The sequence below is a fragment of the Collimonas sp. GW821-FHT07E08 genome, assembly GCF_059418905.1.
This window is the reverse complement of sequence record NZ_JBWKQR010000021.1, coordinates 49389-73004: the sequence shown is the minus strand read 5'-3', so window position 1 is coordinate 73004 and position 23616 is coordinate 49389. Positions and strand designations below refer to the sequence as shown.

Sequence of the window (23616 nt, the reverse complement as noted above, 5' to 3'; positions counted from 1 at the left end):
GAGAATGCCGCATGATATCGATCAAACATACGGCGTAATACGCTTCGCTATTACGCCCTACGCCTTACCGCGTTGCATTGTGGCGTTTGAACAGCCGCGTGAATGTAATCGCCCGTTATCTCGCGGGTAGTCGTCGAACGAGTCGACGACGGCATTCGAGGTCCCCGGTGGCTGTAAAGCGCAGACTGCGGTCAGCTCCGTGCCGTATGGAAGGTGATCGCGTAGCCATCGGGATCACCAGCGACGAAGAAGCGACCGAAGGGGCCGTCTGCGAGTGGGCTGAGGATCGCGCCGCCTCGCTTGACAATGAGGTCGTGCAGCGCGTCGGCATCCGTGCACGCGATCCAGAGCGCCATGCCCACACCGAGCGGCCCCGCTTCGGGAAGCGCACGCAGAGGCTCCCGTAGCGCCAACGGAATCGGCTCGGTCTTGAAAATGACCGCTCCGGGGGGACAGTGCGCCGAGGCTTCGAAACCGAAGATCTCGACGTAGAACTTGCGAGATGCGGCGAGGTCGCGCACCTGCAAGGCGATGAAGTCGGGGCCGATTGGCGTTGTCATACTAGCTCCTATCAAGTAATATCAGTGTACTGATATTAATGTAAGGGCCCTGATATGTCAACTGCAAAACTGACGCCTCGAAGTGGAGTCGACTGGATTGGCTACAACCTGAAGATCACGCAACATCGATTGCGGCAACGGCTGGATGCCGAACTCGCGCGGTTCGGCATCACCGCACCTCAGAACGCAGTCCTGCTTGCCGTCGCCAGCAATCCGCGAATCTCGAATGCCGAGTTGGCTCGCGCGGCGTTCGTGACGCCGCAGACCATGCAGGCGATCCTAGTCAATCTCGAACGCGGAGGCCTGATTGTGCGGAGCCCGCACCCAGAGCATGGCCGGGTCATCATGACCGAGCTGACGACGGTAGGTCAAAAGGCCGTCGCCGATGGCGCGAAAGCCGCCGACGCGGTGGAACGGCAGATGCTCTCCATGCTGTCAACCGAAGAGGCCCGGCTTCTTTGCGAGCTGCTCAAGCGCTGTGCTGCCGCGCTAGACGACGAGCCGTCTGACAGCTAGCTGAATGTGTAAGGTTAGATAAGGGATCGCGACACGTTGATGTGCCGCAGGGCAGCCCAGTCGAAAGCGACCATCCGCTGCCGACCGGGTGCGGCCGTTTCGAGCCGGCCGCAACACGTTGATTTCGACCCATGGAGGTCTGTGACGACTCCAAAGAGCAGACTTTAACGTTCGATGCAAGGGCCCCACCGCGGGCAGGTTCCCTTGACGGAGTGGTTAGGGCTCATCGTGCGCGCTCCAAGGCAACCTTGACTCCAAGGCCAACAAGTGCGGCGCCGGCAAACTGCTGAAAGCGCTGGAAAAGCATTGGCTTGGCCAGAAGCCAATGCCGTGCGCGACCGCCAAGCGCTGCGGTACAGAGGTTTACCGCGGTGCCCGATGCGATGGAGACTAAGCTAAGAACCGCTGCTTGTAGCCCCGGATTGCCCAGAGACGGATTGATAAACTGAGGAAGAATGGCGAGAAAGAAGAGAGCTACCTTTGGGTTTAGCAGATTGGATACAGCGCCCTGTGCGAAAGGTGATGCCCGACGGATTCTGGACGGCTCTGTGGCGACAGAGACAGGGCTGCGCAGCATTTGCCACCCAAGCCGGCAGAGATAGATAGCTCCGATGGCCTTTACAACGACAAATGCCGTGGGTACTGATGCCAGAAACGCAGTGATTCCAAAGGTCGCGGCCCCTGCATGCACTAACGCCGCACAAGCGATGCCGGCACAGACCTGTGCACCGGCCGACGCGCCTCGTGAGACTGAATTAGACAGGATGCAGATGACGTCGGGTCCTGGAATCAGAGCGAAGCTCATATTGAGTAGCGTGAAAGCCAGGAGTGTGGAGAGTTCGATCATCTTGAGCCCTAACGTGATTTAAATTTCATTTCGCAAATTTGACCGGTGCCAGAAAATTGGGCGGCGAGTTCCTAACTCTTGAACAGAGTTACGGGCCTAGTTTAAATCTGCCAATATCTTTTTGGACATCTGGGCAAGATCTTGAATGACCGTTATTGGCCGCATACGGCCTGTCGCAAAAGTCAGAGCTCGACCCTACCGTCACAAAATCATCGGACATAGTGCTCCTTACTTATCTTCGTGGAAACGAGGACTATCGCCGCAGTTTTTTTTAACCAAGGCGGCAACTGGTAGAGAATATAGCAAGCGTCAAGGTGTAGCACCGTCTGTACGCCAGGCGGCGCCCCATCCATGACTTAACTGACGCTTTACGGATTCACCGCGTCTCGGATCAGCGGGATTATCGACGCCATGTATTCGGATCGAGACTGTTCACCTAGGTCGATCACCTTTGTACCGCCTGCCGCTACAAATTCGATATTCTCAATACCCAGGACATTCAAGATGAGGCGCAGCCACTGCGTTGCTATATCCCGGTCTCGAATAGGCGATCCCTCTGTATAGACACCGCCCGAAGCCAGCAATACCGTGCAACGCTTGCCTTTTAAAAGCCCCTCACCCGAAAAACCAAGGGTAATGCCTTTCCGTACGATATGGTCGAACCAAGCCTTTAAAACGGCCGGGACATTGTAGTTGTAGACCGGGGTGCCAATGACGACAACGTCAGCGGTCAAAAGCTCTTCGACGAGCTCATCCGAGAGTTTCAGCGCATCTTTCATCTCAGTTGACTGTTTGTCCGACGGAGTGAAATACGCGGCGAGCCAAGGCGCATCCGTAAACTTCAAGGGGGTGTTCGTAAGGTCGCGCTGGATAACCTTGCCACTGGGGTTAGCGCGTCGCCATTCATCGACATATTCAACGGCCATGTCGCGCGAAACAGAGCCCATGCCCCGTGGACTCGCCTCAATTACAAGAAGATTCGTCATTTTCTACTCCGATAAAGATTAAGGTGTGTCCATCGTAATGTCTGGAAAGTATTCGCGGAAGTGATTAAAATGTGATGATCTTTATCATCTGAGGTGATAGATTGATTGGTTCGCTCACATTAGATCAGCTGCGAGTGCTGGTCGCCATTGCCGATTCAGGCAGCTTTTCAGCAGCAGCACGACGTCTGGGACGGGTGCAGTCGGCGATCAGTCAAATGATCAGGACCTTGGAGGATACGCAAGGAGTCACCCTTTTCGACCGCAGCGAACATAAGCCCCGCCTTACTGCGATTGGTAAAATGATGGTTGATCAAGCCCGTCTGGTGCTTTTCAGCGCGGAACGGTTTGAATCGCTAGCGCTCGGCTCACGCGCGGGATTGGAAGCCGAGTTGCCCCTGGCAATCGATCCGCTGATCCCCTCGCAACCGCTGATCGCAAGTCTGCACGCCCTACGCGAGACCTACATTGACGTCCCCGTGACTTTCCGGACGGAAGGTTTAGGGGGCGCCGAACGACGGCTACGAGATGGGAGCGCTGCGCTGGGCGTGTGTCTCTTGCTGCCGTCCGTTCCTGACGACCTGATGGCCTATCCATTGATGGACTTGCAATTGCTGCCCGTCGCGGCTCCCGATCATCCTTTGGCCAAGATCGATCGACCGCTTGAAACGGCAGACTTCGCAGCACATGTCCAGCTGGTTTTATCTGACCCCATTGCCCAGGATGGCGCGAATTATGGCGTCGTCGGCCCGAGGCTATGGCGTTTCGTCGACAATGGAAGACGGCTTGATTTTCTTTTGGCGGGACTCGGCTGGTGCAAGATGCCGAAACACATCGTAGAGCCGATGTTGAAAGACGGAAGATTAGTGCTTCTGGAAACCCACGATCAAAAAATCGTGCCCAGCACGCGCCTGCTAATATATGCGGCTCATATCCGCAACAAACCTCTGGGACCGCTCGGAACCTGGCTTTTGAACGACTTGCGTCAGCGACTCTTCATTAGTTGACCTGGTACATATGCCATGTTCCACCCTGTCAACGATCAGCTCACCGTCAAAACATGTGCCCTAAGCCAAATTTCAGAAGTTAATCTGACCGCCGGCCCTTGGCCGTTCTGAGACGACCGGGACAAGCAAATTTCGACCGAAGGTGGTTACACATAAACTGCCACATCCAATCAATCCTTGAATTCAGGGGGGCGCTTACCAACGTTGGCCATCATAGCTTCTTGCAAATCATTAGACATCAGCATTGCTGCGTTCCAAGTGGCAATGTATTTCAGGCCATCAGCCACCGAATGGTCGCGTGCGTAGGTAATCATCTCCTTGGCGCCACGAATGGCGAGAGGCGACTTTGCTGCGATGTTGGCGGCAATCTCCAACACCCCCTCGCGTAGCGCTTCGCGGGATTCGAATACACGGTTAACCAAATGAATTTCGCGGGCCTCCGCAGCATCTACCTTGCGCGCGGTGTAGGCCAACTCACGCGCCATGCCTTCGCCTATGAGCTTTGGCAGCCGTTGTAGCGTGCCAACATCAGCGGTCATGCCTATGTCGATTTCCTTAATGGTGAAATAAGCATCGCTTGAGCAATAACGCATGTCGGCGCAGGTGATCAAATCGATACCGCCGCCGACACAGGCGCCATGCACAGCGGCTAATACCGGCTTGCGGCAGCGCTCCAGGCTGCTTAGCGTGTCTTGTAAATTTAAAATTAAGCTACGCAAGGCTTCGCGCTTGCGACCATCGCACTCGTTCTGGATTTGTGCTCCCAGCCCCATCATCATTTGCAGGTCTATACCCGAAGTGAATGTCTTTCCTTCTCCTTCGAGAATAGCCACCCGTGCCTCCGGAGTGGCGTCCACCCACTCGAAAGCAGTACGAATCTCTTGCCACATCTCCATGTTCATCGCATTGGCCTTGTCAGGGCGATTCAAGCGGACAATGGCGATATTCTGTGCCAGGCTGACAGATAAAGTTTTATAAGTCATTTGAAAGCTTTCAATACGATTGTGTAAAGATAATGCATTCAGGTCGGGTGTCCGTAAATAAGTTTATGGCATAACGGAAACTCGACCAACGCAATCAAATTATCCGGTGTCGCATACAAGATACGTAATGGGCCGTCGCCTGAACGCAGTCGTGGTTCACCGACACTACTCGGTTGAGGCCAGTCCGCAAGTACTTCCACATTATCTTTTTCAATCATTTCTGAGACCTGACAAGAAGTTACCCACCAATATCGGTAAGTATGGTGATTGTCCGGTTCTAGCCGGTAGCCGTCGCGATACGTCTTATGAAGGGAGGCAGGCGCTTACTCCGCCAGGAGCCAGGCTTCTTTGATGCTCTGTTCTACATCACGTTCCGCAATTTGACCGTACTTGCTATCCTGATCCTGATCGAATCGCCGAAGGGCGTGAGTCGGCACTTTATATTTCAGAGTACGCTGCATCCGTTTCCCTTTAAAAACGTTACTTGCTGTATCGATCTTATTGCCAGTCAGTAAATTGGTACTAATCCTGTACTCGTAGTCCTGAGTGTTTTCAGAGTGTCCAAATGACCAGAGCTCTAAGCCAACTAGATAGAAATGCCCTCCTCGGTATTGATATTGCTCAATATCGATATTTGCGATGGCGTAATTGGGCGTGGCTGTTTGGATGAACAACGATCTCTTCTTGATGGAAAGAGAGATTTCTGATCTCGAGGAGACTTCGAGCTCAGGACTACTTTCCATCACTTTGAATGAGCCATTTTGTGGGACTGCCTAAAAACAAATATCGATATCGAATGGCCACGGGAATTGATTCGAGCCTGCGAACGGTTTGGTCCCGTGGGCGAGATTGAAATATAAGGCCATATAGTCATTAAGAAGATTGATAAAGTAAATCTCAAACTTCGTACGAATTCAACCTGGCAAGTTTAAGCGTCCGCTCCACGCCGAATTGCGTCATTCGTGAGAATCGGGTCTCTCGCCCTTGCGGACGTTCACTCAGCCGTCGCCAATCGAACGAATGACCCGCGCCGGATTTCCTCCGACAAGAGTATTCGGGGGAACGTCCTTGGTGACAACCGAACCCGCCGCGACGACCGAGTTCTCGCCCACCGTTACGCCGCCGATGATAGTTGCACCAGCTGCGATCCACACGTTTTTCTCAATCACGATGGGCTTTCCGATTGTGGTGCTGCGTCGCCGCGAGGGTTCAAGGGGATGGCCCGCCGTGATGATACTCACGTTCGGCCCGATCATCACATCGTCTGCGATGTCGAGGCCGCCAAGATCATAGAAAGTGCAGTTCTGATTTACGAAGACATTCTGCCCAACGCGGATTTCGTCTCCACCGGCAGTATAAAACGGCGGGATCAGTAAAAAGCGCTCGTCTACCTTTTTACCAATAAGTTCGCTGAACAAGGCCCGAATTTCGTCAGCATCGTTGAACGTCAAACGGTTAAGTCTGGCGGTGATCGCCATCGCTCGTTTGATGTTTGCCAACATGGCCGCTGATTCGGGCGTCCTGCTGCAAATTATCTTGGTGCGACCGTCATTCGGCATTCGTTATTTTCCTTGGGTTACGGGTGAGCGAGCGTTTCGGCGCACGATGGCCGCGCCGAGACTTGTTGCGTGTAGCCACATGGCGGAAGTGGCGGGCGATAATACAGTCGCATTCATGTTACCAAACGAATATCGAATTGATGTCGATAACCGGCGACCATTTTTGGCCGTTTTGAGCCTGTCGCGACAAACCGGTTTCGACCTTTTGCGGATAGTCATTCGACACTCAGGGTTGCTTGGTAGACTGCGCATGGAGCGTTGTAGTGGGTTTCGATGCCGCGATACTGCATGCCAAGCCGCTTCATCACCGCAATGGAGGCAATATTGCCAGGATTTGCGACGGCCACCAATTCAGGAATGCCCAGTTCCTTTGCGAACAAAACGATCCGTTCGGCAGCTTCAGTCGCATAGCCCTTTCCCCAACAGTCTCGCCTTAACCGCCAACCGATTTCTGGGACGGCGCCTGTCTGAGCAGCCAATGGTTGCAATGTCGCAGCACCAATCATCAGATTGTCGTCTTTACGGAAAACGCCCCACCATGAGAATCCGTGCGAAGTCCATCTCGGCTTTACGCGATCGATCATCGCTTGGCTTTCAGCCTCAGACATTGGGGTGCCGTTGCCGATGTAAGTCATGACCTCTGGGTCACTATTAATCGCCGTTAAGCCGACCAGGTGTTCGTCAGAAAGTGGAATCAATTTCAGCCGCTTTGTTTCAAGAGTAGTCATGATTTTTCTGTATTGAGCGAGGAATTGCAACCGACCGCTTTTGGTCGTTTTGAGCTGGCCGCACCCGTTGAATCCACAGCCGATTGCGGTCATAAGCCTGCTTCAAGCGATCACGATAAGCATCGTGCGCACGCCATGCAGCCGCCACCGGTCGTACCAAGAATATATCAACGCTCTGTCACCGAAACGTGCCGTAATAGCAGCCGTTCCAGTGCGTTAAGCGTGTCGAACGACTCAAAGAAATCAGCAAAAAAATCCTGGTTGCTCGGCGCCGCCTGGCCTGCTCCCGACGCGGATCGAATTGCATCGAATATTTGTTGAAAGGTGCGTTTGCCGTCGATATGGTGCAGGATTTTTGCGCCATATTTTCCAGGATTCACCATCAGGCTCACTTCTGAGTGCTGGTGATTAAGAGCGAACGGCCGCCCTTTGTTGGCGCTAAATACCTGCGCCATCAGCAAGCCCGTTAGCGGTTCGTGATAAAAAAACGGAATGTAGTCAACATCGCCATACGGCGCTTTGCATGCGGCCGACCGTGTCACATAAAATGAATGGGTGATGACGTTGCCGATCAACAGCTCACCGATTTCATATTGCTTTTGCATCGGCAGGCCTTTCAAGGTTCCCAGATTTTTTGGCGGCTTTTTGCCTAAAATCATATGTGGAAGATACGCGGATCTTCCTCGCCCGACGTCCGTCAGTTCCAGGTTGAGGCCATGTGCGTCTTGTATCCAGCCGAACAGCTCTCCAACCGTATAGGCCCTGTCTTGGGAATGCAGCAGCAAGTCGTAGATGCCAGCGTCGCCCAGCTTATGGTCATGGTGCAGGTCCTCGCCACGCTGAAACCAGTTGGACCCAGGTATGCTGCTCAATATCTCCTTCGTATTCCGGATCTTGGCGTTGGCATCGGATTCTTCGCCATTGATCAAACGCATCAGTTCCTGCATTTGGTACACGCCGGTTCGGCCATAAGTGGCATATACCATGAGGCCGATTGCGCCAGTATCCTTGAGCGCGGCGCGCAGCGCGTGCAATCCTGCGTCAGGATCCTCAAGATGGTGCAGAACACCGCTACAGTTAATGTAATCGAACTTCCCGATTTGAAGCAGCGGTAGATTCAGCAGAGAATCCTGGATCCACGTGATATTTTTCAAACCCCTTATCTCGGCGCGCTCTCGGGCGATTGCAATGCTTGCCGAGCTCAAGTCCAGATGGACGATCTCGGCGTCGGTGCCTCGCAATTGTTCTGCCAGGTAAATTGTTGCGTCTCCTGTTCCACCGCCTGCCACCAAGACTCGAAAATGCTCCTGAAACGTTTGTTTTCCAGAAAAACAATAGTGATTGATCATTGCAAGGCTTTCCAGCCATGTCTGTATCAACTGTTTTTTTTCGTCTTGCGGATTGCACGGTGGGTAAGGCAGCGATTCATACTGATCCCGTACGTGGGGAAGATAGTTGGCTGACATATCAATAAATACCTAGTTAAAGACGAGTGACGGGGAAACGGTTGAATCCACAGCCGACTGCGGCCCTTCAAGCTGGGTGACTTTATCAGAAATATTTGAGTTTTCTCAAAATCTACCTGGGGCTGCCTCTTGTTCTGCAAAGAATTAGCCAGCAAGGCCTGGCAAGGTTTTGCAGGCACGCGCTGAATAGGGATTGCGGAATGAAAACCAGCTTAACGGTTTGTTTTTATCGAGATTTGGCTCGGACTGCAATATGGGGCGCAGTATTGCTGGACACCTGTGCCCACAAACATATATAGCTTGAGCATGAGTGCAGTTCCCCGATATCCTGCACAGGCTATTCTGTCCACAGGCGTTTTTCAGATTGATGCGCGACCGGCACTTCCGCATTCAAGCCAGCAAGAACCCGGCCGGCCGCGTAAGCCGCCGGCGCCACAAGATTAACCGATGGTGTATTTGCTAGACACTCATGTTGCCCAGCGTACTGGCGCGGTAAGCCGCAACAAAAGTATCGAAATCCCCGGTCTGGCTGCGCTCCAGGCTTTCCTGTTCGGACAGGGAGGTGGCCGCCAGCGTTTCGAAATAGCTGCGTTCTTCCGGGCTCGGAGGATGCGCCAGGAAATAAGCCGCGTGCGCCTTGCTCTGGCGCAGCGCAAAGCTGCCGAACGATTCCTGATTCTCGCGCAAGATCGCCAGCACCTGCGCCGATGGCGTCAGTTCGACCGACTCCAGCTTGAGGTTTTGTTTCGCCAGCGATGCCGCATGGGCGCCGTCGCTGCGCTGGGCGTCGAGCAGGGCTGCCGCCGAACCGATCCGCTGCAGCAATTCCTTGCCCCAGGTTTGCAGGCCGACCGGATTGCCGTCACGCCGCAACTGCAGGCCCGGACGCCGCCCTTCTTTCACCGCGCGCGAAAAATTCTCGGTGTTTTCCAGGCTTTCTTCATCGCTGGTCACCGGACTGTCGTCGAGCGCGCAGAACAGCAGGAAGGCGTCGAGGAAGCGCGAGGTTTCCAGGTTGATGCCCATCGGTTCGAACGGGTCGATGTCCATGCAGCGCACTTCGATGTATTGCACGCCGCGCGCGGACAGCGCCTGGATCGGCCGCTCGCCGGAATTGATCACGCGTTTCGGCCGGATGGTCGAGTAGTACTCGTTTTCGATCTGCAGGATATTGGTGTTGATCTGCACCCACTCGCCATTGCGGTGGGTGCCGATTTCGGCGTACGGCGGATAAGGCTGGCTGACCGCCCGCGCCAGGCTCTTGATATAGCTGTCGAGGCTGTTGAACTGCGGCGTCAGGCGGGCCTGGGCTTCGCTGGTGTAGCCGAGGTCGCTCATGCGCAAGCTGGTGGCGTAAGGCAGGTACAGCGTATCTTTGTCCAGCTGTTCCAGCCGGTGCTGGCGGCCGTCCAGGAAACATTTCGACAAGGCAGGCGAAGCGCCGAACAGGTACATCAGCAGCCAGCTGTAGCGGCGGAAATTGCGCACCAGCGCGATATAGCTTTCCGACTGGAAGTGCATCGCGGTGCCGCCGGCGCCTTCCGCCTGCTGCAAGGTCTGCCACACCCCTTCAGCCAGCGAATAGTTGTAGTGGATGCCGGCGATGCATTGCATGCGCTTGCCGTAGCGCAGCGCCAGGCCGCGCCGGTAGACATGCTTCAAGGTCCCCATGTGCGAAGTACCGTACCAGGCAATCGGGATCTGTTCTTCCGCCGGCAGGTGGGCCGGCATCGACTGGCTCCACAGCAGTTCGTCGCCCAGCTTGGTGTAGACGAAACGGTGGATCGCGTCCAGTTCGGCCAGCGCGGTCGCAATATCGTGTTCGGCCGGGGTAATGAACTCCAGCAGCGATTCCGAATAGTCGGTCGTGATCTGCGGATGGGTCAGCGCCGAACCCAGCGCACGCGGGTGCGGCGTCAAGGCCAGCCGGCCGTCAGGCTCGACGCGCAGGGTTTCCCGTTCGATGCCGCGCAGGCCCTGGCCTAGCAAGCCGCGATGCTGCTCTTGTCCTAGCAGCGCCAGCCGGCGAGTGTAATGATCTGTCAATTCAGCATCCTTTTATTCAAATTTGCCAGCTCTGCCATGCGGCCGCCTGTTGCATTATTTCGGGCATGGCCGGTGACATGCAGATGTCGTAGAAGGCGAGAATAGCCGAAAATGAAAGAACGCGTTGGATGTCGGCTGGACAGCAATTTACAATCGTCCGGAAGCCCGGGAAGTACGCCGGGCGAGGCTTAATTTTATTAAATCGGCAATTTACAATGGATTTGCGCAGGCCGATAACAAAGTAAACAGCAAAAATTCGCAAATTTCCACAAGGCAACACGTCACCAGCGCAGTCTTCGGCGCGCGCACCCCTTATAATCCTGCTTTGCTCTCAATCTTCCATTGCCATTACTATGCCTGCCCAACTGATCGACGGAAATCTCCTCTCCCAACAACTCCGCGCCGACGTCGCCAAACGCGCCGCCGCGCTGACCGCGCAGGGCAAGCAGCCCGGCCTGGCGGTGATCCTGGTCGGCGACAGCCAGGCTTCGCAGGTGTATGTGCGCAACAAGGTCAAGGCGTGCGAAGACAACGGCCTGTATTCAGTGCTGGAAAAATATGACGCCGACCTGACCGAAGCGGCCCTGCTGGCGCGCATCGATGCACTGAACCACGATCCGAAGATCAACGGCATCCTGGTGCAGCTGCCGCTGCCGGCGCATATCAATGCCCATAAGGTGATCGAAGCCATCGCCGCCGAAAAAGACGTCGACGGTTTTCATATCAGCAACGCCGGCCTGCTGATGACCGGCCAGCCGCTGTTCCGCCCCTGCACCCCTTACGGCGTGATGAAAATGCTGGAATCGGTGAATTTCCCGGTGCGCGGCGCCCATGCGGTCATCGTCGGCGCCTCGAATATCGTCGGCAAGCCGCAAGCCATGCTGCTCTTGCAGGCCGGCGCCACCGTCACCATCTGCAATTCCAAGACCCGCGACCTGGGACTGCACACGCGCATGGCCGATATCCTGGTGGTGGCTACCGGCAAACGCAACATCGTCACCGCCGATATGGTCAAGCCTGGCGCCGCCGTGATCGACGTCGGCATGAACCGCGACGATAACGGCAAATTGTGCGGCGATGTCGACTTTGCCAATGCCAAGGAGGTGGCGGGTTACATCACCCCGGTGCCAGGCGGCGTCGGCCCGATGACCATCACCATGCTGCTGGTCAATACCATCGAAGCCGCAGAAAGAATGTAATTGCAATGACATCTACCGCTACCAAGACCAGCAATCCCCTGCTCGACTTTACCGGCCTGGCCAAATTCGACCAGATCAAGCCGGCCGACATCAGTCCGGCGATCGCGGCGCTGCTGCAGCAGGCGCAGACCGTGGTGACCTTGCTGGAAGCGCCGACCGACACCGTCACCTGGGACAATTTTGTGGTCCCGCTGGAACACGTGACGGAAAAGCTGAGCCGCGCCTGGGGCATCGTCAGCCATCTGAATGCGGTAGCCGACACGCCGGACCTGCGTGCCGCCTATAACGAAAACCAGCCGAAACTGATCGAGTTCTGGACCGCGCTGGCGCAAAACCTGGCCTTGTTCGACAAGTACAAGGCAATCAAGAACAATCTCGACTTTGCCGAGCTGTCGGAAGCGCGCCGCAAGATCGTCAACAATGCGCTGCGCGATTTCAGGCTGGGCGGCGCAGAACTGGCGCCGGCCAAGAAAGCCCGTTTCGCCGAAATCCAGGAAAAACACGCAGCGCTGACTACCCGTTTCTCGGAAAACATCCTCGACGCCACCAACGCGTACGGCTTGTTTGTCGACGACGAAGCCGAGCTGGCCGGGCTGCCGGACGATGTGCGCCAGGCGGCGCGCGCCGCCGCCGAGCAGGACGGCAAGCCCGGCTACAAGTTCACGCTGCACTTCCCGTCTTATTTTCCGATCCTGCAATACGCAGACAACCGCGCCTTGCGTGAAAAAATCTATCGCGCCAACGCCACCAAGGCCTCCGAGCTGGGCGAAAAGCCGGAATGGGATAACAGCGCCAACATCGTCGATATCCTGCGTTTGCGCAATGAAGAAGCGAAACTGCTGGACTTCAAGAACTACGCCGAGCTGTCGCTGGTGCGCAAGATGGCCAAGACCCCGGCCGAAGTGATGCACTTCCTGGAAGACCTGGGCCGGCGCGCGCGGCCGTTCGCCGAGCAAGACCTGGCCGAACTGCGCGCGTTCGCGGCGGAACGGCTGGACCTGGCCGCGCTGGAAGCCTGGGACCTGGCATATGCCGCGGAAAAACTGCGCGAGCAGCGCTACGCTTTTTCCGAACAGGAAGTGAAACGGTATTTCCCGGAGCCGGTGGTGGTCGCAGGCTTGTTCCAGCTGGTGCAGAAACTGTTTTCAGTCGACATCAGCGCCGACCAGGCCGCGGTGTGGCACCCCGACGTCAAGTTTTTCAAGATCCAGAAAGACGGCAAGCTGATCGGCCAGTTTTATCTCGACCTGTATGCCCGCAACGGCAAGCGCGGCGGCGCATGGATGGACGATGCGCGCGCCCGGCGCCGCCTCGGCAGCGAAATCCAGACCCCGATCGCCTACCTGACCTGCAATTTCACTGCGCCGGCAGTGGTCGACGGCGCGGCCAGGCCGGCCTTGTTTACGCATGACGAAGTGATCACCCTGTTCCATGAGTTCGGCCACGGCTTGCATCACATGCTGACCCAGGTCGACGAGATCGGCGTCTCCGGCATTTCCGGCGTCGAATGGGATGCGGTCGAGCTGCCATCGCAGTTCATGGAGAATTTCTGCTGGGAGTGGGATGTGCTGCAGCACATGACGTCCGAGGCGGAAAGCGGCGCACCGTTGCCGCGCGAATTGTTCGACAAGATGATCGCCGCCAAGAATTTCCAGTCCGGGCTGCAGGCTTTGCGCCAGGTCGAGTTTTCGCTGTTCGACATGCGCTTGCACGACGACTATGATCCGTACGGCAGCCAAAGCGTGCAGGACGTGATCAACCAGGTGCGCAGCAAGATCGCCGTCATCAGCCCGCCGCCTTTCAATCGTTTCCAGCACTCGTTCGGCCACATTTTTGCCGGCGGTTACGCTGCCGGCTATTACAGCTACAAGTGGGCCGAAGTGTTGTCGGCCGATGCCTACAGCGCGTTTGAAGAAGCAGCGTCGCACGGCGGCAATGTGGTTTCGGCGGAAACCGGGAAAAAATTCCACGCCGAAATCCTGGCCGTCGGCGGCTCGCGCCCGGCGCTGGAATCGTTCAAGGCTTTCCGCGGACGCGAACCGAACATAGACGCCTTGCTGCGCCATAGCGGCATGGCGGCATGAGTAGGCAACGCGGCGGCAAAGAAGCGTAAAGACAAGCAGGATCGAAGCAACACCACTACCAAACCTTCGCTGTACAACGGCGATTCTTACAATAGGGGAAAAAGGATGAAAGCTGGGACGAAATTCGCTGCAACGGTTTTTCTGCTGACGCTGGCCGCGGGCGCGCAAGCGCAACTGTACAAATCGACCGGCCCTGACGGCAAAGTCACCTACAGCGACATCCCGCCGGCCAAGGGCAATGTGACGCAACAGAAAACCGGCGCCGGCATCAGCGACGTCAACGACGGCTTGCCATATGAACTGGCGCAGGCAGTCAAGAACAGCCCGGTCACGCTGTACAGCTCGGAGAAATGCATTCCCTGCGACGACGGCCGCAAGATGCTGACCGAACGCGGCATCCCGTTCAGCGAAAAGACCATCAAGAGCAATGAAGACATTGCCGCCTTCCGCAAGGTGACCAGCGAAAGCCAGCTGCCTTTGTTGACAGTCGGCCGCAACAAGGAAAGCGGCTTTTCCCCTAGCGCCTGGGGCACCGCGCTGACAGCGGCCGGCTACCCGGAAACCAGCCGCTTGCCGAAAACCTATCGCAATGCCGCCCCGGTCGCCGCGGCGCCGGCCGCCGCCGCGCCCGGCAAGAGCGCCTCCCCGGCCGCCGCCGGCACCGCCAATGGCGACACGCCGCCGGCAGCCGGCAATGCGCCGCCCGGCTTCCGTTTTTAAGACGCTACCGCCCGACAATTACCCCCATGACGCAAATCGACTTTCACACCAATATTTCGGACAAGTTCCTGTACACCTGCCGACTGGTGCGTAAAGCACGCGCGGCGCAGCGCCAGGTCGTCATATTGGGCAGCAATGCCGAGGACCTGGCGACGCTTGACCGTGCGCTCTGGACATTTTCCGAGCACGATTTCCTGCCCCACGTCAGGGCCGGCGATCCGCTGGCGGCGCAAACCCCGGTGATCCTGGCCGCCGACGAAGAGATCGAATGGCCGCATCACCAGATCCTGGTCAACCTGTCCGGCAGTACGCCGCAGCATTTCGCCCGCTTCGAAAGAATGTTCGAAATCATCTCGCTGGCCGACGACGACAAGGCCGGCGGGCGCGAGCGCTACCGCTTTTACCAGCAACGCGGTTATCCCCTGACCCATTTCGTTGCTGACAATGTATAGATAGACATAGAGGAATCTGTAATGAGCAATCTTGACGCCAATATTCCTTTATTGACCGAGGTCATTGTCCCGCTGCCGACTTTGACCGACATTATAGAAACGCCGCCGGCCGCGGCCGGCGCCGCCGCGCAGGCCGTCGACGACGACGGCAGTTTCGAGCTGCCCAAGGCACGGCAGGAAGAAACCGTTGCGCGCGCGCTGAGCCAGCACGACTGGGAGCGGCTGGAAGCCGAAGTACGGGAAAAAGTGCTGCAGCAGCTGCAGGACCGGATCGATTTCGTCATCGAGCAACGGGTGCGCGACGGCCTGGCGGATGTGCTGCAAACCGCGGTGGAAGGCATGGCGGCGCAAATCCGCGAGGGCTTGCACCAGACCTTGGACGAGGTGATTTCCCGCGCCGTGAGCCTGGAATTAGTCAAATTAAAAAAAACAAACATTTGACGTAAATTTTTTGTTTTTCAATCACATTTTGCAATACGGTAGATAAAAGTAAAAAAAACAGATCTCATTTTGATCGCCTAAAAAATCTCTGTTTTCTTACAATAGCGCTATTGAAATGGTGGCTCGAAAGTAAAACAGCGAGCAATTCAACAGCGGTTTAAACGGCGGTTTTTGGAGATGAGATGAAAGTAATCGTATTGGGCGCAGGCGTTATCGGAACCAGTTCTGCATGGTTCCTGAACAAGGAAGGTCACGATGTGACAGTGATCGAACGCCAGCCGGGCGCGGCCCAGGAAACCAGTTTTGCCAACGGCTGCCAGATTTCGGTGTCGCATGCCGAGCCTTGGGCCAATCCGCAGGCGCCGCTGAAGGTGCTGAAATGGCTGGGACAGGAAGATGCGCCGCTGCTGTACCGCTTCCGTCCGGAATGGCTGCAATGGAAGTGGGCGCTGAATTTCCTGCGCGAATGCACGCCGGCCCGCACCAACGACAATATCCGCCAGATCGTCGCCATCTGCGAATACAGCCGCCAGACCTTGCAAGCCGTGCGCGCCGACACCGGCGTCGACTACGATTGCCTGACGCGCGGCATCCTGCATTTCTATACCGAACAAAAAGAATTCGACATCTCGCTGCCTGCCGCGCAACTGATGCGCGACCTCGGTTGCCCGCGCGAATCGATCAGCGCCGATGAAGTGGTCAGGATCGAACCGGCGCTGGCGCGCATCCGCGACAAGATCGTCGGCGGCGATTTTACCGCCACCGATGAATCGGGCGACGTCTACAAATTCACCTCAGGCCTGGCCGCCAAGGCCGCCGAAGCCGGCGTGGATTTCCAGTACAACACCAGCGTCACCCGCCTGATCACCGAAGGCAGCGGCGCCGGCGCCAAGATCACCGGCGTCGAAGTCATCAACGCCGACGGCCGCCACGAAGTGCTGCACGCCGACGCTTTCGTGGTCGCCATGGGCAGCTTCTCGACGCCGCTGCTGAAACCGCTCGGCATCGAACTGATGATCTATCCGGGCAAGGGTTATTCCGCCACCTACCGCATCACCAACCCGGAAGCTGCGCCTAGCGTTTCGCTGACCGACGACGGCTACAAACTGGTGGTGTCGCGCCTGGGCGACCGCCTGCGGGTGGCCGGCACCTGCGAACTGAACGGCTACACGCGCGAGCTCAACACCACCCGCTGCGAAGCGATCACGCGCCGCACCCGCGAACTGTTCCCCGACGGTTGCGATTACGACAATCCGGTTTACTGGACCGGCTTGCGGCCGATGACGCCATCCAACGTGCCCTATATCGGCAAGACCAGGATCAGCAACCTGTTCCTCAATACAGGCCACGGAACGCTGGGCTGGACCATGGGTTGCGGCTCCGGCCGCGCCATCGCCGAGATCGTCTCGGGCCGCCGGCCGGAAGTCGACTTCGCGTTCACCGGCATGCCGCGGCAAGCTCCGCAGCCGCTGATCCTGCCGCGCCCTGTGCAAGCATGATGACCGCCGCGCCCGTTGCAGGGAGGCGATAAAAAAGACCGGTGCTGGCGACAGCATCGGTCTTTTTTTATGCCTGGAGCGACATGGCGCGGTTTTTGCGTATGTCTCTGCGGAAGTCGGCAGCGCCGCGGTTTTTATTGTCCGGGCGCACTGTTGGAGTGCATCATTTGGCGACGCGCACCTCGACCGTGGCCGGTTTTTCGTCGAAGGCGACGCGGGTCACGAACTTGGCGCGCTTCATCGGAAAACGGGACTGGAAATGACGGACATTGCCGGAACCGGAAATGACCCGGCGCACGAACTGATAATAGGCATCCATATCGATCACATGCACGACCAGAAAATAATCGTAATCGCCGGACACGAAATAGCATTGCATGACTTCGGCTTCCTTGTTCATGCGCAGCTCGAACTCCTGCATGTGCTCGTCTGACTGGTGGTTCAGCGAGATTTCGAGGAAGGCCAGCATGCCGTAGCCGAGCGCAAAAGGATCGACCAGCGAGACGTCGGCGCTGATGATGCCGGCTTCGCGCAAGTCGCGCAGGCGGCGCAGGCAGGTAGGCTGGGAAATGTGGGCTTTGTCGGCCAGCGTGCGGGTCGGCATTTGATTGTCGCGCTGCAGCAAGTTAAGCAGCTTGCGGTCGACTTTGTCTAGGGTGTGATGTTTGCTCATGCCAGGGGATTAGGGGCTGCTGCAGCTGTGTCAAGAATTCGCAAAAACCGCTATGCGAAGCGTTTTTTATGTTGTAACGTTGCTCTATTCGGACAAGTTCGAATAAATAACAAATAAGCAGCGGACGGTGAAACTGTAATTAGATTGTTTTATTTTAAATCCTCAGGAGGATATTCATGCAGAACAAGATCAAATTGATTCCATTGGCAGGTGCAATTGCCATGGCTTTCGCTTTCGCAGGCTCGGCTTCGGCGCAAGAAACAGTCACCATCGGCCAGGTCAGCCCGCTCACAGGTCCTAACGCGCACATCGGCAAGGACAATGAAAACGGCGCCAAGATGGCAATCGATGAACTCAATGCCAAAGGCACCATGATCGGCGGCAAAAAAGTGACTTTCGTATTGGCTTCAGAGGATGACGCCTCCGATCCGAAACAAGGAACCGCAGCTGCGCAGAAACTGGTGGACGCCAAGGTCAAGGGTGTTATCGGCCACATGAATTCCGGCACCACCATTCCTGCATCGAAGATCTATTTCGACGCCGGCATTCCGCAAATCTCGCCTTCCGCCACCAATCCGAAATACACCCAGCAAGGCTTCAACACGGCATTCCGCGTAGTCGCCAACGATGGCCAGCTGGGCGGCACCCTGGGTCGCTATGCGGTCAATACCCTGAAGGGCAAGAATATTGCCGTGATCGATGACCGTACCGCCTACGGCCAAGGTGTTGCGGAAGAGTTCACCAAGAGCGCGAAGAAGGCCGGCGCTACCATCGTGGCGACGCAGTTCACCAACGATAAAGCGACTGACTTCAACGCCATCCTGACTTCGATCAAGGCCAAGAACCCGGACGTGATCTTCTTCGGCGGCATGGACGCTGTCGGCGGTCCGATGCTGCGCCAGATGGACCAGCTGGGCATCAAGGCCAAGTTCATGGGCGGCGATGGCTTGTGCACCACTGAGCTGGCCAAGCTGGCTGGCGCAGGCTTGAAAGACGACCAGGTAGTTTGCGCTGAAGCCGGCGGCGTGCCGGATGCAGGCAAGGCTGCGCTGGAAGCCTTCAAGGTGGCTTACCAGAAGAAATTCAACCAGGAAGTCGTGATCTACGCACCGTACGAGTACGACGCGCTGATGGCGATGGTGGCGGCAATGCAAAAAGCCGGCTCGTCCGATCCGAAAAAATATCTGCCTGAGCTGGCCAAGATCCACTACAAAGGCGTGACCGGCGATATCGCTTTTGATCCAAAGGGCGACATCAAGGACGGTTCGCTGACCTTGTACACCTACAAGGATGGCAAGCGCACCCTGCTGACCGTGACAAAATAATCGTCGCGCGTCCCTGATAAAAACGCCCCGGTAACCGGGGCGTTTTTTTTCGCCTGCCGAAAACACGCATGCCATTCCGCTACCTGCCCTAATCTCCGTATGGATCACAAGGATATTGCTTAAAATGCAGGAAAAGACCTATACGAAGGTTTTGTTATGTTGTAAGGTTTGCATGTTCCGCTCGTTGGGCAGCGGAAATTGCTTTCACTTACCTTGTACAAACCATCAGGAGGAAACACGTGCAGATGAAGAACAAAATGTTGCCGCTGGCTGCGGCAATCGCATTGGCGCTGGTCGCTGCAGGCTCGGCGCACGCTGAAGAACAAATCGTCAAGATCGGCCATGTCGGCCCGGTTACCGGCCCTTCCGCCCACCTTGGCAAGGACATGGAAAACGGCGCCAAGATGGCAGTCGAAGAATTGAACGCCAAGGGCGTCATCCTGGGCGGCAAGAAAATCAAGTTCGTGCTGCTGGCGGAGGACGATGCATCCGATCCCAAGCAAGGCACCGCGGCGGCGCAAAAACTGGTGGACGCCAAGATCGACGGCGTCATCGGCCACCTGAACTCCGGCACCACGATTCCCGCATCGAAAATTTACTACGATGCCGGCATCCCGCAAATCTCGCCCGCCGCCACCAGCCCGAAGTATACGCAGCAAGGATTTAACAGCGTGTTCCGCGTGGTCGCCAACGACGGCCAGCTGGGCGGCACCCTGGGACGCTACGCAGCCACCACGCTGAAAGCCAAGAATATCGCCGTGATCGACGACCGCACCGCCTACGGCCAGGGCGTTGCGCAGGAATTCGCCAAGGGCGCAAAAAGCGCGGGCGTCAATATTGTCGCCACCCAGTTCACCAACGACAAGGCAACCGACTTCAACGCCATCCTGACCTCGATCAAGGCCAAGAATCCCGACGTGATCTTCTTCGGCGGCATGGATGCGGTGGCCGGTCCGATGCTGCGCCAGATGAAGGCGCTCGGCATCAAGGCCAAATTCATGGGCGGCGACGGCATGTGCACTGCCGAGCTGGGCAAGCTGGCAGGCGATGGACTGGCTAACGACCAGGTGGTTTGCGCGGAAGCCGGCGGCGTCGAGGAATCGGGCAAGAAGGGCCTGGAAGATTTCAAGGCGGCATTCCAGAAAAAATTCAATGCCGAAGTCAAACTGTACGCGCCCTACTCGTACGATTCCGTGATGACCATGGTGGAAGCCATGCAGAAAGCCAACTCCGCCGATCCCAAGAAATACCTGCCGGAACTGGCCAAGATCCATCACAAGGGCGTAACCGGCATGATCGCCTTCGACGCCAAGGGCGACATCAAGGACGGCACGCTGACCCTGTACACCTACAAGGATGGCAAGCGCACTTTGCTGACCGTCACCAAGTAAATAACATTCACCGGCAGTTCATGAAAGCGTCCCGGCCTCAGCGCCGGGACGCTTTTTTCATTGCAATCGCCGTTGCCTTGCGCTTTACGCAGATCGTTCTGTCGAATTGATAAAAAAACATATAAAAGCGCTTTGCGCAGCTTTTGTATTGTTGTAACGTTTAAGACCCTGACCAGACGGAAGCCGAAGTCAGAGGCTCCAAAAATTTTTACCATCAATAACATTGCAAATCATCAGGAGATAATCCAGTGCATACCATCAGAATGATTCCGCTGGCCGCAGCCATCGCCTTGTCCCTGTCCGCCGGCGCATACGCGCAGGAACAGGTGGTCAAGATCGCCCATGTCGGCCCGATCACCGGCCCCATCGCCCATATCGGCAAAGACAACGAAAACGGCGCCAGGATGGCGATCGAAGAATTGAACAAGCAAGGCATCACGCTCGACGGCAAGAAAACCCGGTTCGTACTGATGGCGGAAGACGACGCATCCGATCCCAAGCAGGCGACCGCGGTTGCGCAAAAGCTGGTCGACGCCAAAGTTGCCGGCGTCATCGGCCACGTCAATTCCGGCACTTCGATTCCCGCATCGAAGATTTACTACGACGCCGGCATTCCGCAAATCTCGCCGTCGACCACCAGCGCCAAATACACCCAGCAGGGGTTTAACACGACCTTCCGCGTGGTGGCCAACGACAGCCAGCTGGGCGGCGCCCTGGGCCGCTACGCAGCCAACACGCTGCATGCCAAGACAGCCGCCGTGATCGATGACCGTACCGCCTACGGCCAGGGCCTGGCGGAGGAATTCGCCAAGGCGGCCAAGGCTGCCGGCATGACCATCGTGGCGACCCAGTACACCAACGACAAGGCGACCGACTTCAACGCCATCCTGACCTCGTTCAAGGCCAAGAAACCTGACGTCGTATTCTTCGGCGGACTGGACGCCGGCGCCGGCCCCATGCTGCGCCAGATGAAACAGCTGGGGATCCAGGCCAAGTTCATGGGCGGCGACGCCATCTGCACTTCCGACCTGCCCAAGCTGGCCGGCGACGGCATCAGCAACGACCAGGTGGTCTGCGCGGAAGCCGGCGGCGTGGAAGAGTCCGCCAGGAAAGGGCTGGATGCCTACAAGACTGCCTACAAGATCAAGTACGGCAAGGATATCGTGATCTATGCGCCGTACACCTACGATGCCCTGATGACCATGGTCGACGCCATGCAAAAAGCGAAGTCGGCCGATCCGAAAAAATACCTGCCGGAACTGGCCAAGATCCGCCACCAGGGCGTGACCGGCATGATCTCGTTTGACGCCAAAGGCGACATCAGGGACGGCACCGTCACCTTGTACACTTACCGGGGCGCGCAGCGCTCCCAGCTGACGGTAACCAAATAAGTATCCTGGCCTTGCAATAAAAAAGGGCGCTCAACCGAGCGCCCTTTTTGCCGCCTTGCCGGCGGAATTATTTCTGCGACAAAACCCATTTCACCAGGGTATGCGCTTCAGCCTCTGTGACTTGCGGATTGGCCGGCATCGGGATCGCGCCCCAGGTGCCTGATCCGCCCTTCATGACTTTCGCCACCAGCTTGTCTTCCGCATCTTTTTGACCCGCGTATTTCGCCGCAACGTCCTTGTATGCCGGGCCGACCACCTTGTTGGTTACCGAGTGGCATGCCATACAGTTCTTGCTCTTCGCCAGGTCCAGGCCGGCGTCCGCCGCCAGAGCGGATCCCGAGGCCATTGCGCCCAGCAGTGCACAGATCAACAAACGTTTCATTCTTATCTCCGTCAAAAAAATGTGACACCATTTTACCTGCCCGCGTGCATTGTCTCATATCCCTGAAACACCTACATACATCTGGAATCCGACATATCAGACCGACATCCGTTGACCACAAGCATCTTTCGCCCTATCCTTTCCGCAAAGAAAAGGGAATGCCATGCCACTGATTATCATTATCGTTTCGTTAATAGCGTTAAAATACTTCGAAGTCGGCCCGTTTGCCGGCATTTCGTGGTGGTGGATCGCCGCTTTGATGGCGGTGGCCTTTATCTGGTTCGAATTCCTGGAGCGGCTGCTGGGCCTGGATAAGCGCAAGGCCCACGAGGAAATCGAAAAGACCAGGAAAGACCGGGTCAAGAAGACTTTCGATCCCCATAAACGGCGCTGAAACGCGCGAGACTGCACAACATAAAGCCGGTTTCTTCCCGGCTTTTTTATTAGCCCCATGGGCTCGGGATCCATGAACATAGAGCTGCGGCAATTACGCTATTTCGTCGCGGTTGCTGAAGAAAGACATTTCGGCCGCGCCGCGCTGCGCCTGCACATGACGCAGCCGCCGCTGTCGCAAGCGATCCAGGCGCTGGAAGCCAACCTTGGCACGCCGCTCTTTGCCCGCACCAAGCGCAGCGTAGCGCTGACGCCGGCCGGACTGGCCTTGCTGCCGGAAGCGCAGCGCCTGCTGCAGCAGGCCGCTACCCTGCCCGACCTGGTGCGGCGCGCGGCTTCGGGCGAATCCGGCCTGCTCACGCTATCGTTTGTCTCGACCGCCGACTACAGCATCCTGCCACCGCTGCTGCGCGCTTTTCGCGAAGCTTATCCGCAGGTGCAGATCGACCTGCAGGAAGCCACCAGCGACCTGCAGCTGGCGCAACTGATGGAGGGCCGGATCGACGCCGGCCTGCTGATCCCGCCGCTGCCGGACAAGGCCAAGCTGGCGCTGGATTATCAGCCGGTGCTGGCGGAACCGCTGATCCTGGCCGCGCCCAGCGGCCTCAAGGCGTTGCGGGCGAAAGGCAGGATTGCGCTGAGCTCCGTGGCCGACATGCCCCTGATCATTTTCCCGCGCCGCATCTCGCCCGGCTTCCACGACACCATCCTCGGCTGCTTCCGCGCCGCCGGCGTCACCCCGCATATCGGCCAGGAGGCGATCCAGATGCAAACCATCGTCGGCCTGGTGTCGGCTGGCATGGGGATCGCGCTTGTGCCACAATCGGTGTCGAACCTGCAACGCCCGGGGGTCGACTATCGTGAATTGCAGGACCAGATGCCGTTGGTCGAAACCGGCCTGGCCTGGCGCCGCGATAATGTTTCACCGGTACTGCAAGCCTTTTTGGAATTGTTACGAAAGAAATAAAGAA

25 protein-coding genes are annotated in these 23616 nt (G+C 57.0%); 13 read left to right on the top strand and 12 right to left on the bottom strand.

Annotated features, from left to right (window positions below):
• Positions 1–191 precede the first annotated feature (191 nt).
• Positions 192–560 (bottom strand): VOC family protein, encoded by a 369-nt coding sequence (locus AC07RZ_RS22085; RefSeq protein ID WP_092398957.1) that lies wholly within the window; start codon positions 558–560, stop codon positions 192–194.
• A gap of 54 nt (positions 561–614) precedes the next feature.
• Between AC07RZ_RS22085 and AC07RZ_RS22080 the strand changes: the two genes are divergently transcribed.
• The gene (locus AC07RZ_RS22080; protein ID WP_144742310.1) at positions 615–1076 is read left to right on the top strand and encodes a MarR family transcriptional regulator; all 462 of its coding nucleotides are present in this window, start codon (positions 615–617) and stop codon (positions 1074–1076) included.
• Positions 1077–1299: 223 nt separating this feature from the next.
• On the opposite strand, the gene AC07RZ_RS22075 is transcribed toward AC07RZ_RS22080, so the two are convergent.
• The gene (locus tag AC07RZ_RS22075; protein WP_494669591.1) at positions 1300–1923 is read right to left on the bottom strand and encodes a LysE family translocator; all 624 of its coding nucleotides are present in this window, start codon (positions 1921–1923) and stop codon (positions 1300–1302) included.
• A 368-nt stretch (positions 1924–2291) separates the two neighbouring features.
• On the bottom strand, positions 2292–2909 hold the full coding sequence (locus AC07RZ_RS22070) for an FMN-dependent NADH-azoreductase (protein WP_494669590.1): 618 nt from the start codon (positions 2907–2909) through the stop codon (positions 2292–2294).
• 101 nt (positions 2910–3010) lie between these two features.
• Here AC07RZ_RS22070 and AC07RZ_RS22065 point away from each other — a divergent pair, with 101 nt between their 5' ends.
• Positions 3011–3913: a LysR family transcriptional regulator gene (locus AC07RZ_RS22065; RefSeq protein WP_494669589.1), complete on the top strand. Its 903-nt coding sequence runs from the start codon at positions 3011–3013 to the stop codon at positions 3911–3913.
• Between the two features lie 170 nt (positions 3914–4083).
• Here AC07RZ_RS22065 and AC07RZ_RS22060 read toward each other — a convergent pair whose 3' ends face one another.
• The 6 genes from AC07RZ_RS22060 to gshA form a co-directional block, all read right to left on the bottom strand.
• A complete protein-coding gene (locus AC07RZ_RS22060) occupies positions 4084–4896 on the bottom strand; it encodes a crotonase/enoyl-CoA hydratase family protein (protein ID WP_494669588.1) in 813 nt (270 codons plus the stop codon).
• Between the two features lie 323 nt (positions 4897–5219).
• Positions 5220–5570, bottom strand: a complete 351-nt coding sequence (locus AC07RZ_RS22055) for a hypothetical protein (protein ID WP_494669587.1) — start codon at positions 5568–5570, stop codon at positions 5220–5222.
• A 324-nt stretch (positions 5571–5894) separates the two neighbouring features.
• Positions 5895–6455 carry a sugar O-acetyltransferase gene (locus tag AC07RZ_RS22050; RefSeq protein WP_494669586.1) on the bottom strand — a complete coding sequence of 187 codons (561 nt, stop codon included), beginning with the start codon at positions 6453–6455 and terminating at the stop codon, positions 5895–5897.
• A gap of 215 nt (positions 6456–6670) precedes the next feature.
• Entirely contained in the window at positions 6671–7276 is a 606-nt protein-coding gene (locus AC07RZ_RS22045) for a GNAT family N-acetyltransferase (protein ID WP_494669585.1), read from the bottom strand.
• 74 nt (positions 7277–7350) lie between these two features.
• The gene (locus tag AC07RZ_RS22040) at positions 7351–8649 is read right to left on the bottom strand and encodes a class I SAM-dependent methyltransferase (protein ID WP_494669584.1); all 1299 of its coding nucleotides are present in this window, start codon (positions 8647–8649) and stop codon (positions 7351–7353) included.
• 459 nt (positions 8650–9108) lie between these two features.
• A complete protein-coding gene (gshA, locus tag AC07RZ_RS22035) occupies positions 9109–10695 on the bottom strand; it encodes a glutamate--cysteine ligase (RefSeq protein ID WP_494669583.1) in 1587 nt (528 codons plus the stop codon).
• Between the two features lie 353 nt (positions 10696–11048).
• On the opposite strand from gshA, the gene folD reads away from it, so the two are divergent.
• From folD to AC07RZ_RS22005, 6 genes are all read left to right on the top strand, one after another.
• Complete coding sequence (gene folD / locus AC07RZ_RS22030) at positions 11049–11894, top strand: bifunctional methylenetetrahydrofolate dehydrogenase/methenyltetrahydrofolate cyclohydrolase FolD (RefSeq protein WP_092398972.1); 846 nt, start codon at positions 11049–11051, stop codon at positions 11892–11894.
• A 5-nt stretch (positions 11895–11899) separates the two neighbouring features.
• Positions 11900–13978, top strand: coding sequence for a M3 family metallopeptidase (locus AC07RZ_RS22025; protein WP_494669582.1), 2079 nt, complete (start codon positions 11900–11902; stop codon positions 13976–13978).
• 105 nt (positions 13979–14083) lie between these two features.
• Positions 14084–14698: a glutaredoxin family protein gene (locus AC07RZ_RS22020; protein ID WP_494669581.1), complete on the top strand. Its 615-nt coding sequence runs from the start codon at positions 14084–14086 to the stop codon at positions 14696–14698.
• Between the two features lie 26 nt (positions 14699–14724).
• Entirely contained in the window at positions 14725–15150 is a 426-nt protein-coding gene (locus AC07RZ_RS22015; protein ID WP_144742318.1) for a DNA polymerase III subunit chi, read from the top strand.
• A 21-nt stretch (positions 15151–15171) separates the two neighbouring features.
• Positions 15172–15591, top strand: a complete 420-nt coding sequence (locus tag AC07RZ_RS22010; protein ID WP_494669580.1) for a DUF2486 family protein — start codon at positions 15172–15174, stop codon at positions 15589–15591.
• 182 nt (positions 15592–15773) lie between these two features.
• Positions 15774–17090: a D-amino acid dehydrogenase gene (locus tag AC07RZ_RS22005; RefSeq protein ID WP_494669579.1), complete on the top strand. Its 1317-nt coding sequence runs from the start codon at positions 15774–15776 to the stop codon at positions 17088–17090.
• A 163-nt stretch (positions 17091–17253) separates the two neighbouring features.
• On the opposite strand, the gene AC07RZ_RS22000 is transcribed toward AC07RZ_RS22005, so the two are convergent.
• The gene (locus AC07RZ_RS22000) at positions 17254–17763 is read right to left on the bottom strand and encodes an Lrp/AsnC family transcriptional regulator (protein WP_144742321.1); all 510 of its coding nucleotides are present in this window, start codon (positions 17761–17763) and stop codon (positions 17254–17256) included.
• 176 nt (positions 17764–17939) lie between these two features.
• Between AC07RZ_RS22000 and AC07RZ_RS21995 the strand changes: the two genes are divergently transcribed.
• Both AC07RZ_RS21995 and AC07RZ_RS21990 read left to right on the top strand, forming a co-directional pair.
• Positions 17940–19088, top strand: coding sequence for a branched-chain amino acid ABC transporter substrate-binding protein (locus AC07RZ_RS21995; protein ID WP_144742322.1), 1149 nt, complete (start codon positions 17940–17942; stop codon positions 19086–19088).
• 245 nt (positions 19089–19333) lie between these two features.
• Positions 19334–20479, top strand: coding sequence for a branched-chain amino acid ABC transporter substrate-binding protein (locus AC07RZ_RS21990; RefSeq protein WP_494669578.1), 1146 nt, complete (start codon positions 19334–19336; stop codon positions 20477–20479).
• On the opposite strand, the gene AC07RZ_RS21985 is transcribed toward AC07RZ_RS21990, so the two are convergent.
• On the bottom strand, positions 20437–20703 hold the full coding sequence (locus AC07RZ_RS21985; RefSeq protein ID WP_144742324.1) for a hypothetical protein: 267 nt from the start codon (positions 20701–20703) through the stop codon (positions 20437–20439). The genes AC07RZ_RS21990 and AC07RZ_RS21985 overlap by 43 nt on opposite strands.
• Before the next feature lie 39 nt (positions 20704–20742).
• Here AC07RZ_RS21985 and AC07RZ_RS21980 point away from each other — a divergent pair, with 39 nt between their 5' ends.
• On the top strand, positions 20743–21870 hold the full coding sequence (locus tag AC07RZ_RS21980) for a branched-chain amino acid ABC transporter substrate-binding protein (RefSeq protein ID WP_144742346.1): 1128 nt from the start codon (positions 20743–20745) through the stop codon (positions 21868–21870).
• A gap of 67 nt (positions 21871–21937) precedes the next feature.
• Here AC07RZ_RS21980 and AC07RZ_RS21975 read toward each other — a convergent pair whose 3' ends face one another.
• Complete coding sequence (locus AC07RZ_RS21975; RefSeq protein WP_494669577.1) at positions 21938–22252, bottom strand: c-type cytochrome; 315 nt, start codon at positions 22250–22252, stop codon at positions 21938–21940.
• Between the two features lie 163 nt (positions 22253–22415).
• Here AC07RZ_RS21975 and AC07RZ_RS21970 point away from each other — a divergent pair, with 163 nt between their 5' ends.
• Positions 22416–22646, top strand: coding sequence for a TIGR04438 family Trp-rich protein (locus AC07RZ_RS21970; RefSeq protein WP_092398994.1), 231 nt, complete (start codon positions 22416–22418; stop codon positions 22644–22646).
• 72 nt (positions 22647–22718) lie between these two features.
• Positions 22719–23612 carry a LysR family transcriptional regulator gene (locus tag AC07RZ_RS21965; RefSeq protein ID WP_144742327.1) on the top strand — a complete coding sequence of 298 codons (894 nt, stop codon included), beginning with the start codon at positions 22719–22721 and terminating at the stop codon, positions 23610–23612.
• Positions 23613–23616 lie beyond the last annotated feature (4 nt).

Excerpts from the sequence above, each read along its gene's own strand:
- AC07RZ_RS21995 (WP_144742322.1), top strand. The coding sequence starts at position 17,940 with ATGCAGAACAAGATCAAATTGATTCCATTGGCAGGTGCAATTGCCATG.
- AC07RZ_RS21965 (WP_144742327.1), top strand. The coding sequence starts at position 22,719 with ATGAACATAGAGCTGCGGCAATTACGCTATTTCGTCGCGGTTGCTGAA.
- AC07RZ_RS22060 (WP_494669588.1), bottom strand. The coding sequence starts at position 4,896 with ATGACTTATAAAACTTTATCTGTCAGCCTGGCACAGAATATCGCCATT.
- AC07RZ_RS22080 (WP_144742310.1), top strand. The coding sequence starts at position 615 with ATGTCAACTGCAAAACTGACGCCTCGAAGTGGAGTCGACTGGATTGGC.
- AC07RZ_RS21985 (WP_144742324.1), bottom strand. The coding sequence starts at position 20,703 with ATGTTATTGATGGTAAAAATTTTTGGAGCCTCTGACTTCGGCTTCCGT.
- AC07RZ_RS22005 (WP_494669579.1), top strand. The coding sequence starts at position 15,774 with ATGAAAGTAATCGTATTGGGCGCAGGCGTTATCGGAACCAGTTCTGCA.
- AC07RZ_RS22070 (WP_494669590.1), bottom strand. The coding sequence starts at position 2,909 with ATGACGAATCTTCTTGTAATTGAGGCGAGTCCACGGGGCATGGGCTCT.
- AC07RZ_RS21970 (WP_092398994.1), top strand. The coding sequence starts at position 22,416 with ATGCCACTGATTATCATTATCGTTTCGTTAATAGCGTTAAAATACTTC.
- AC07RZ_RS22000 (WP_144742321.1), bottom strand. The coding sequence starts at position 17,763 with ATGAGCAAACATCACACCCTAGACAAAGTCGACCGCAAGCTGCTTAAC.
- AC07RZ_RS22075 (WP_494669591.1), bottom strand. The coding sequence starts at position 1,923 with ATGATCGAACTCTCCACACTCCTGGCTTTCACGCTACTCAATATGAGC.
- AC07RZ_RS22040 (WP_494669584.1), bottom strand. The coding sequence starts at position 8,649 with ATGTCAGCCAACTATCTTCCCCACGTACGGGATCAGTATGAATCGCTG.
- AC07RZ_RS21990 (WP_494669578.1), top strand. The coding sequence starts at position 19,334 with ATGAAGAACAAAATGTTGCCGCTGGCTGCGGCAATCGCATTGGCGCTG.
- AC07RZ_RS22010 (WP_494669580.1), top strand. The coding sequence starts at position 15,172 with ATGAGCAATCTTGACGCCAATATTCCTTTATTGACCGAGGTCATTGTC.
- AC07RZ_RS22045 (WP_494669585.1), bottom strand. The coding sequence starts at position 7,276 with ATGACCGCAATCGGCTGTGGATTCAACGGGTGCGGCCAGCTCAAAACG.
- AC07RZ_RS22015 (WP_144742318.1), top strand. The coding sequence starts at position 14,725 with ATGACGCAAATCGACTTTCACACCAATATTTCGGACAAGTTCCTGTAC.
- folD (WP_092398972.1), top strand. The coding sequence starts at position 11,049 with ATGCCTGCCCAACTGATCGACGGAAATCTCCTCTCCCAACAACTCCGC.
- AC07RZ_RS22025 (WP_494669582.1), top strand. The coding sequence starts at position 11,900 with ATGACATCTACCGCTACCAAGACCAGCAATCCCCTGCTCGACTTTACC.
- AC07RZ_RS22085 (WP_092398957.1), bottom strand. The coding sequence starts at position 560 with ATGACAACGCCAATCGGCCCCGACTTCATCGCCTTGCAGGTGCGCGAC.
- AC07RZ_RS21975 (WP_494669577.1), bottom strand. The coding sequence starts at position 22,252 with ATGAAACGTTTGTTGATCTGTGCACTGCTGGGCGCAATGGCCTCGGGA.
- AC07RZ_RS22020 (WP_494669581.1), top strand. The coding sequence starts at position 14,084 with ATGAAAGCTGGGACGAAATTCGCTGCAACGGTTTTTCTGCTGACGCTG.
- AC07RZ_RS22050 (WP_494669586.1), bottom strand. The coding sequence starts at position 6,455 with ATGCCGAATGACGGTCGCACCAAGATAATTTGCAGCAGGACGCCCGAA.
- AC07RZ_RS21980 (WP_144742346.1), top strand. The coding sequence starts at position 20,743 with ATGATTCCGCTGGCCGCAGCCATCGCCTTGTCCCTGTCCGCCGGCGCA.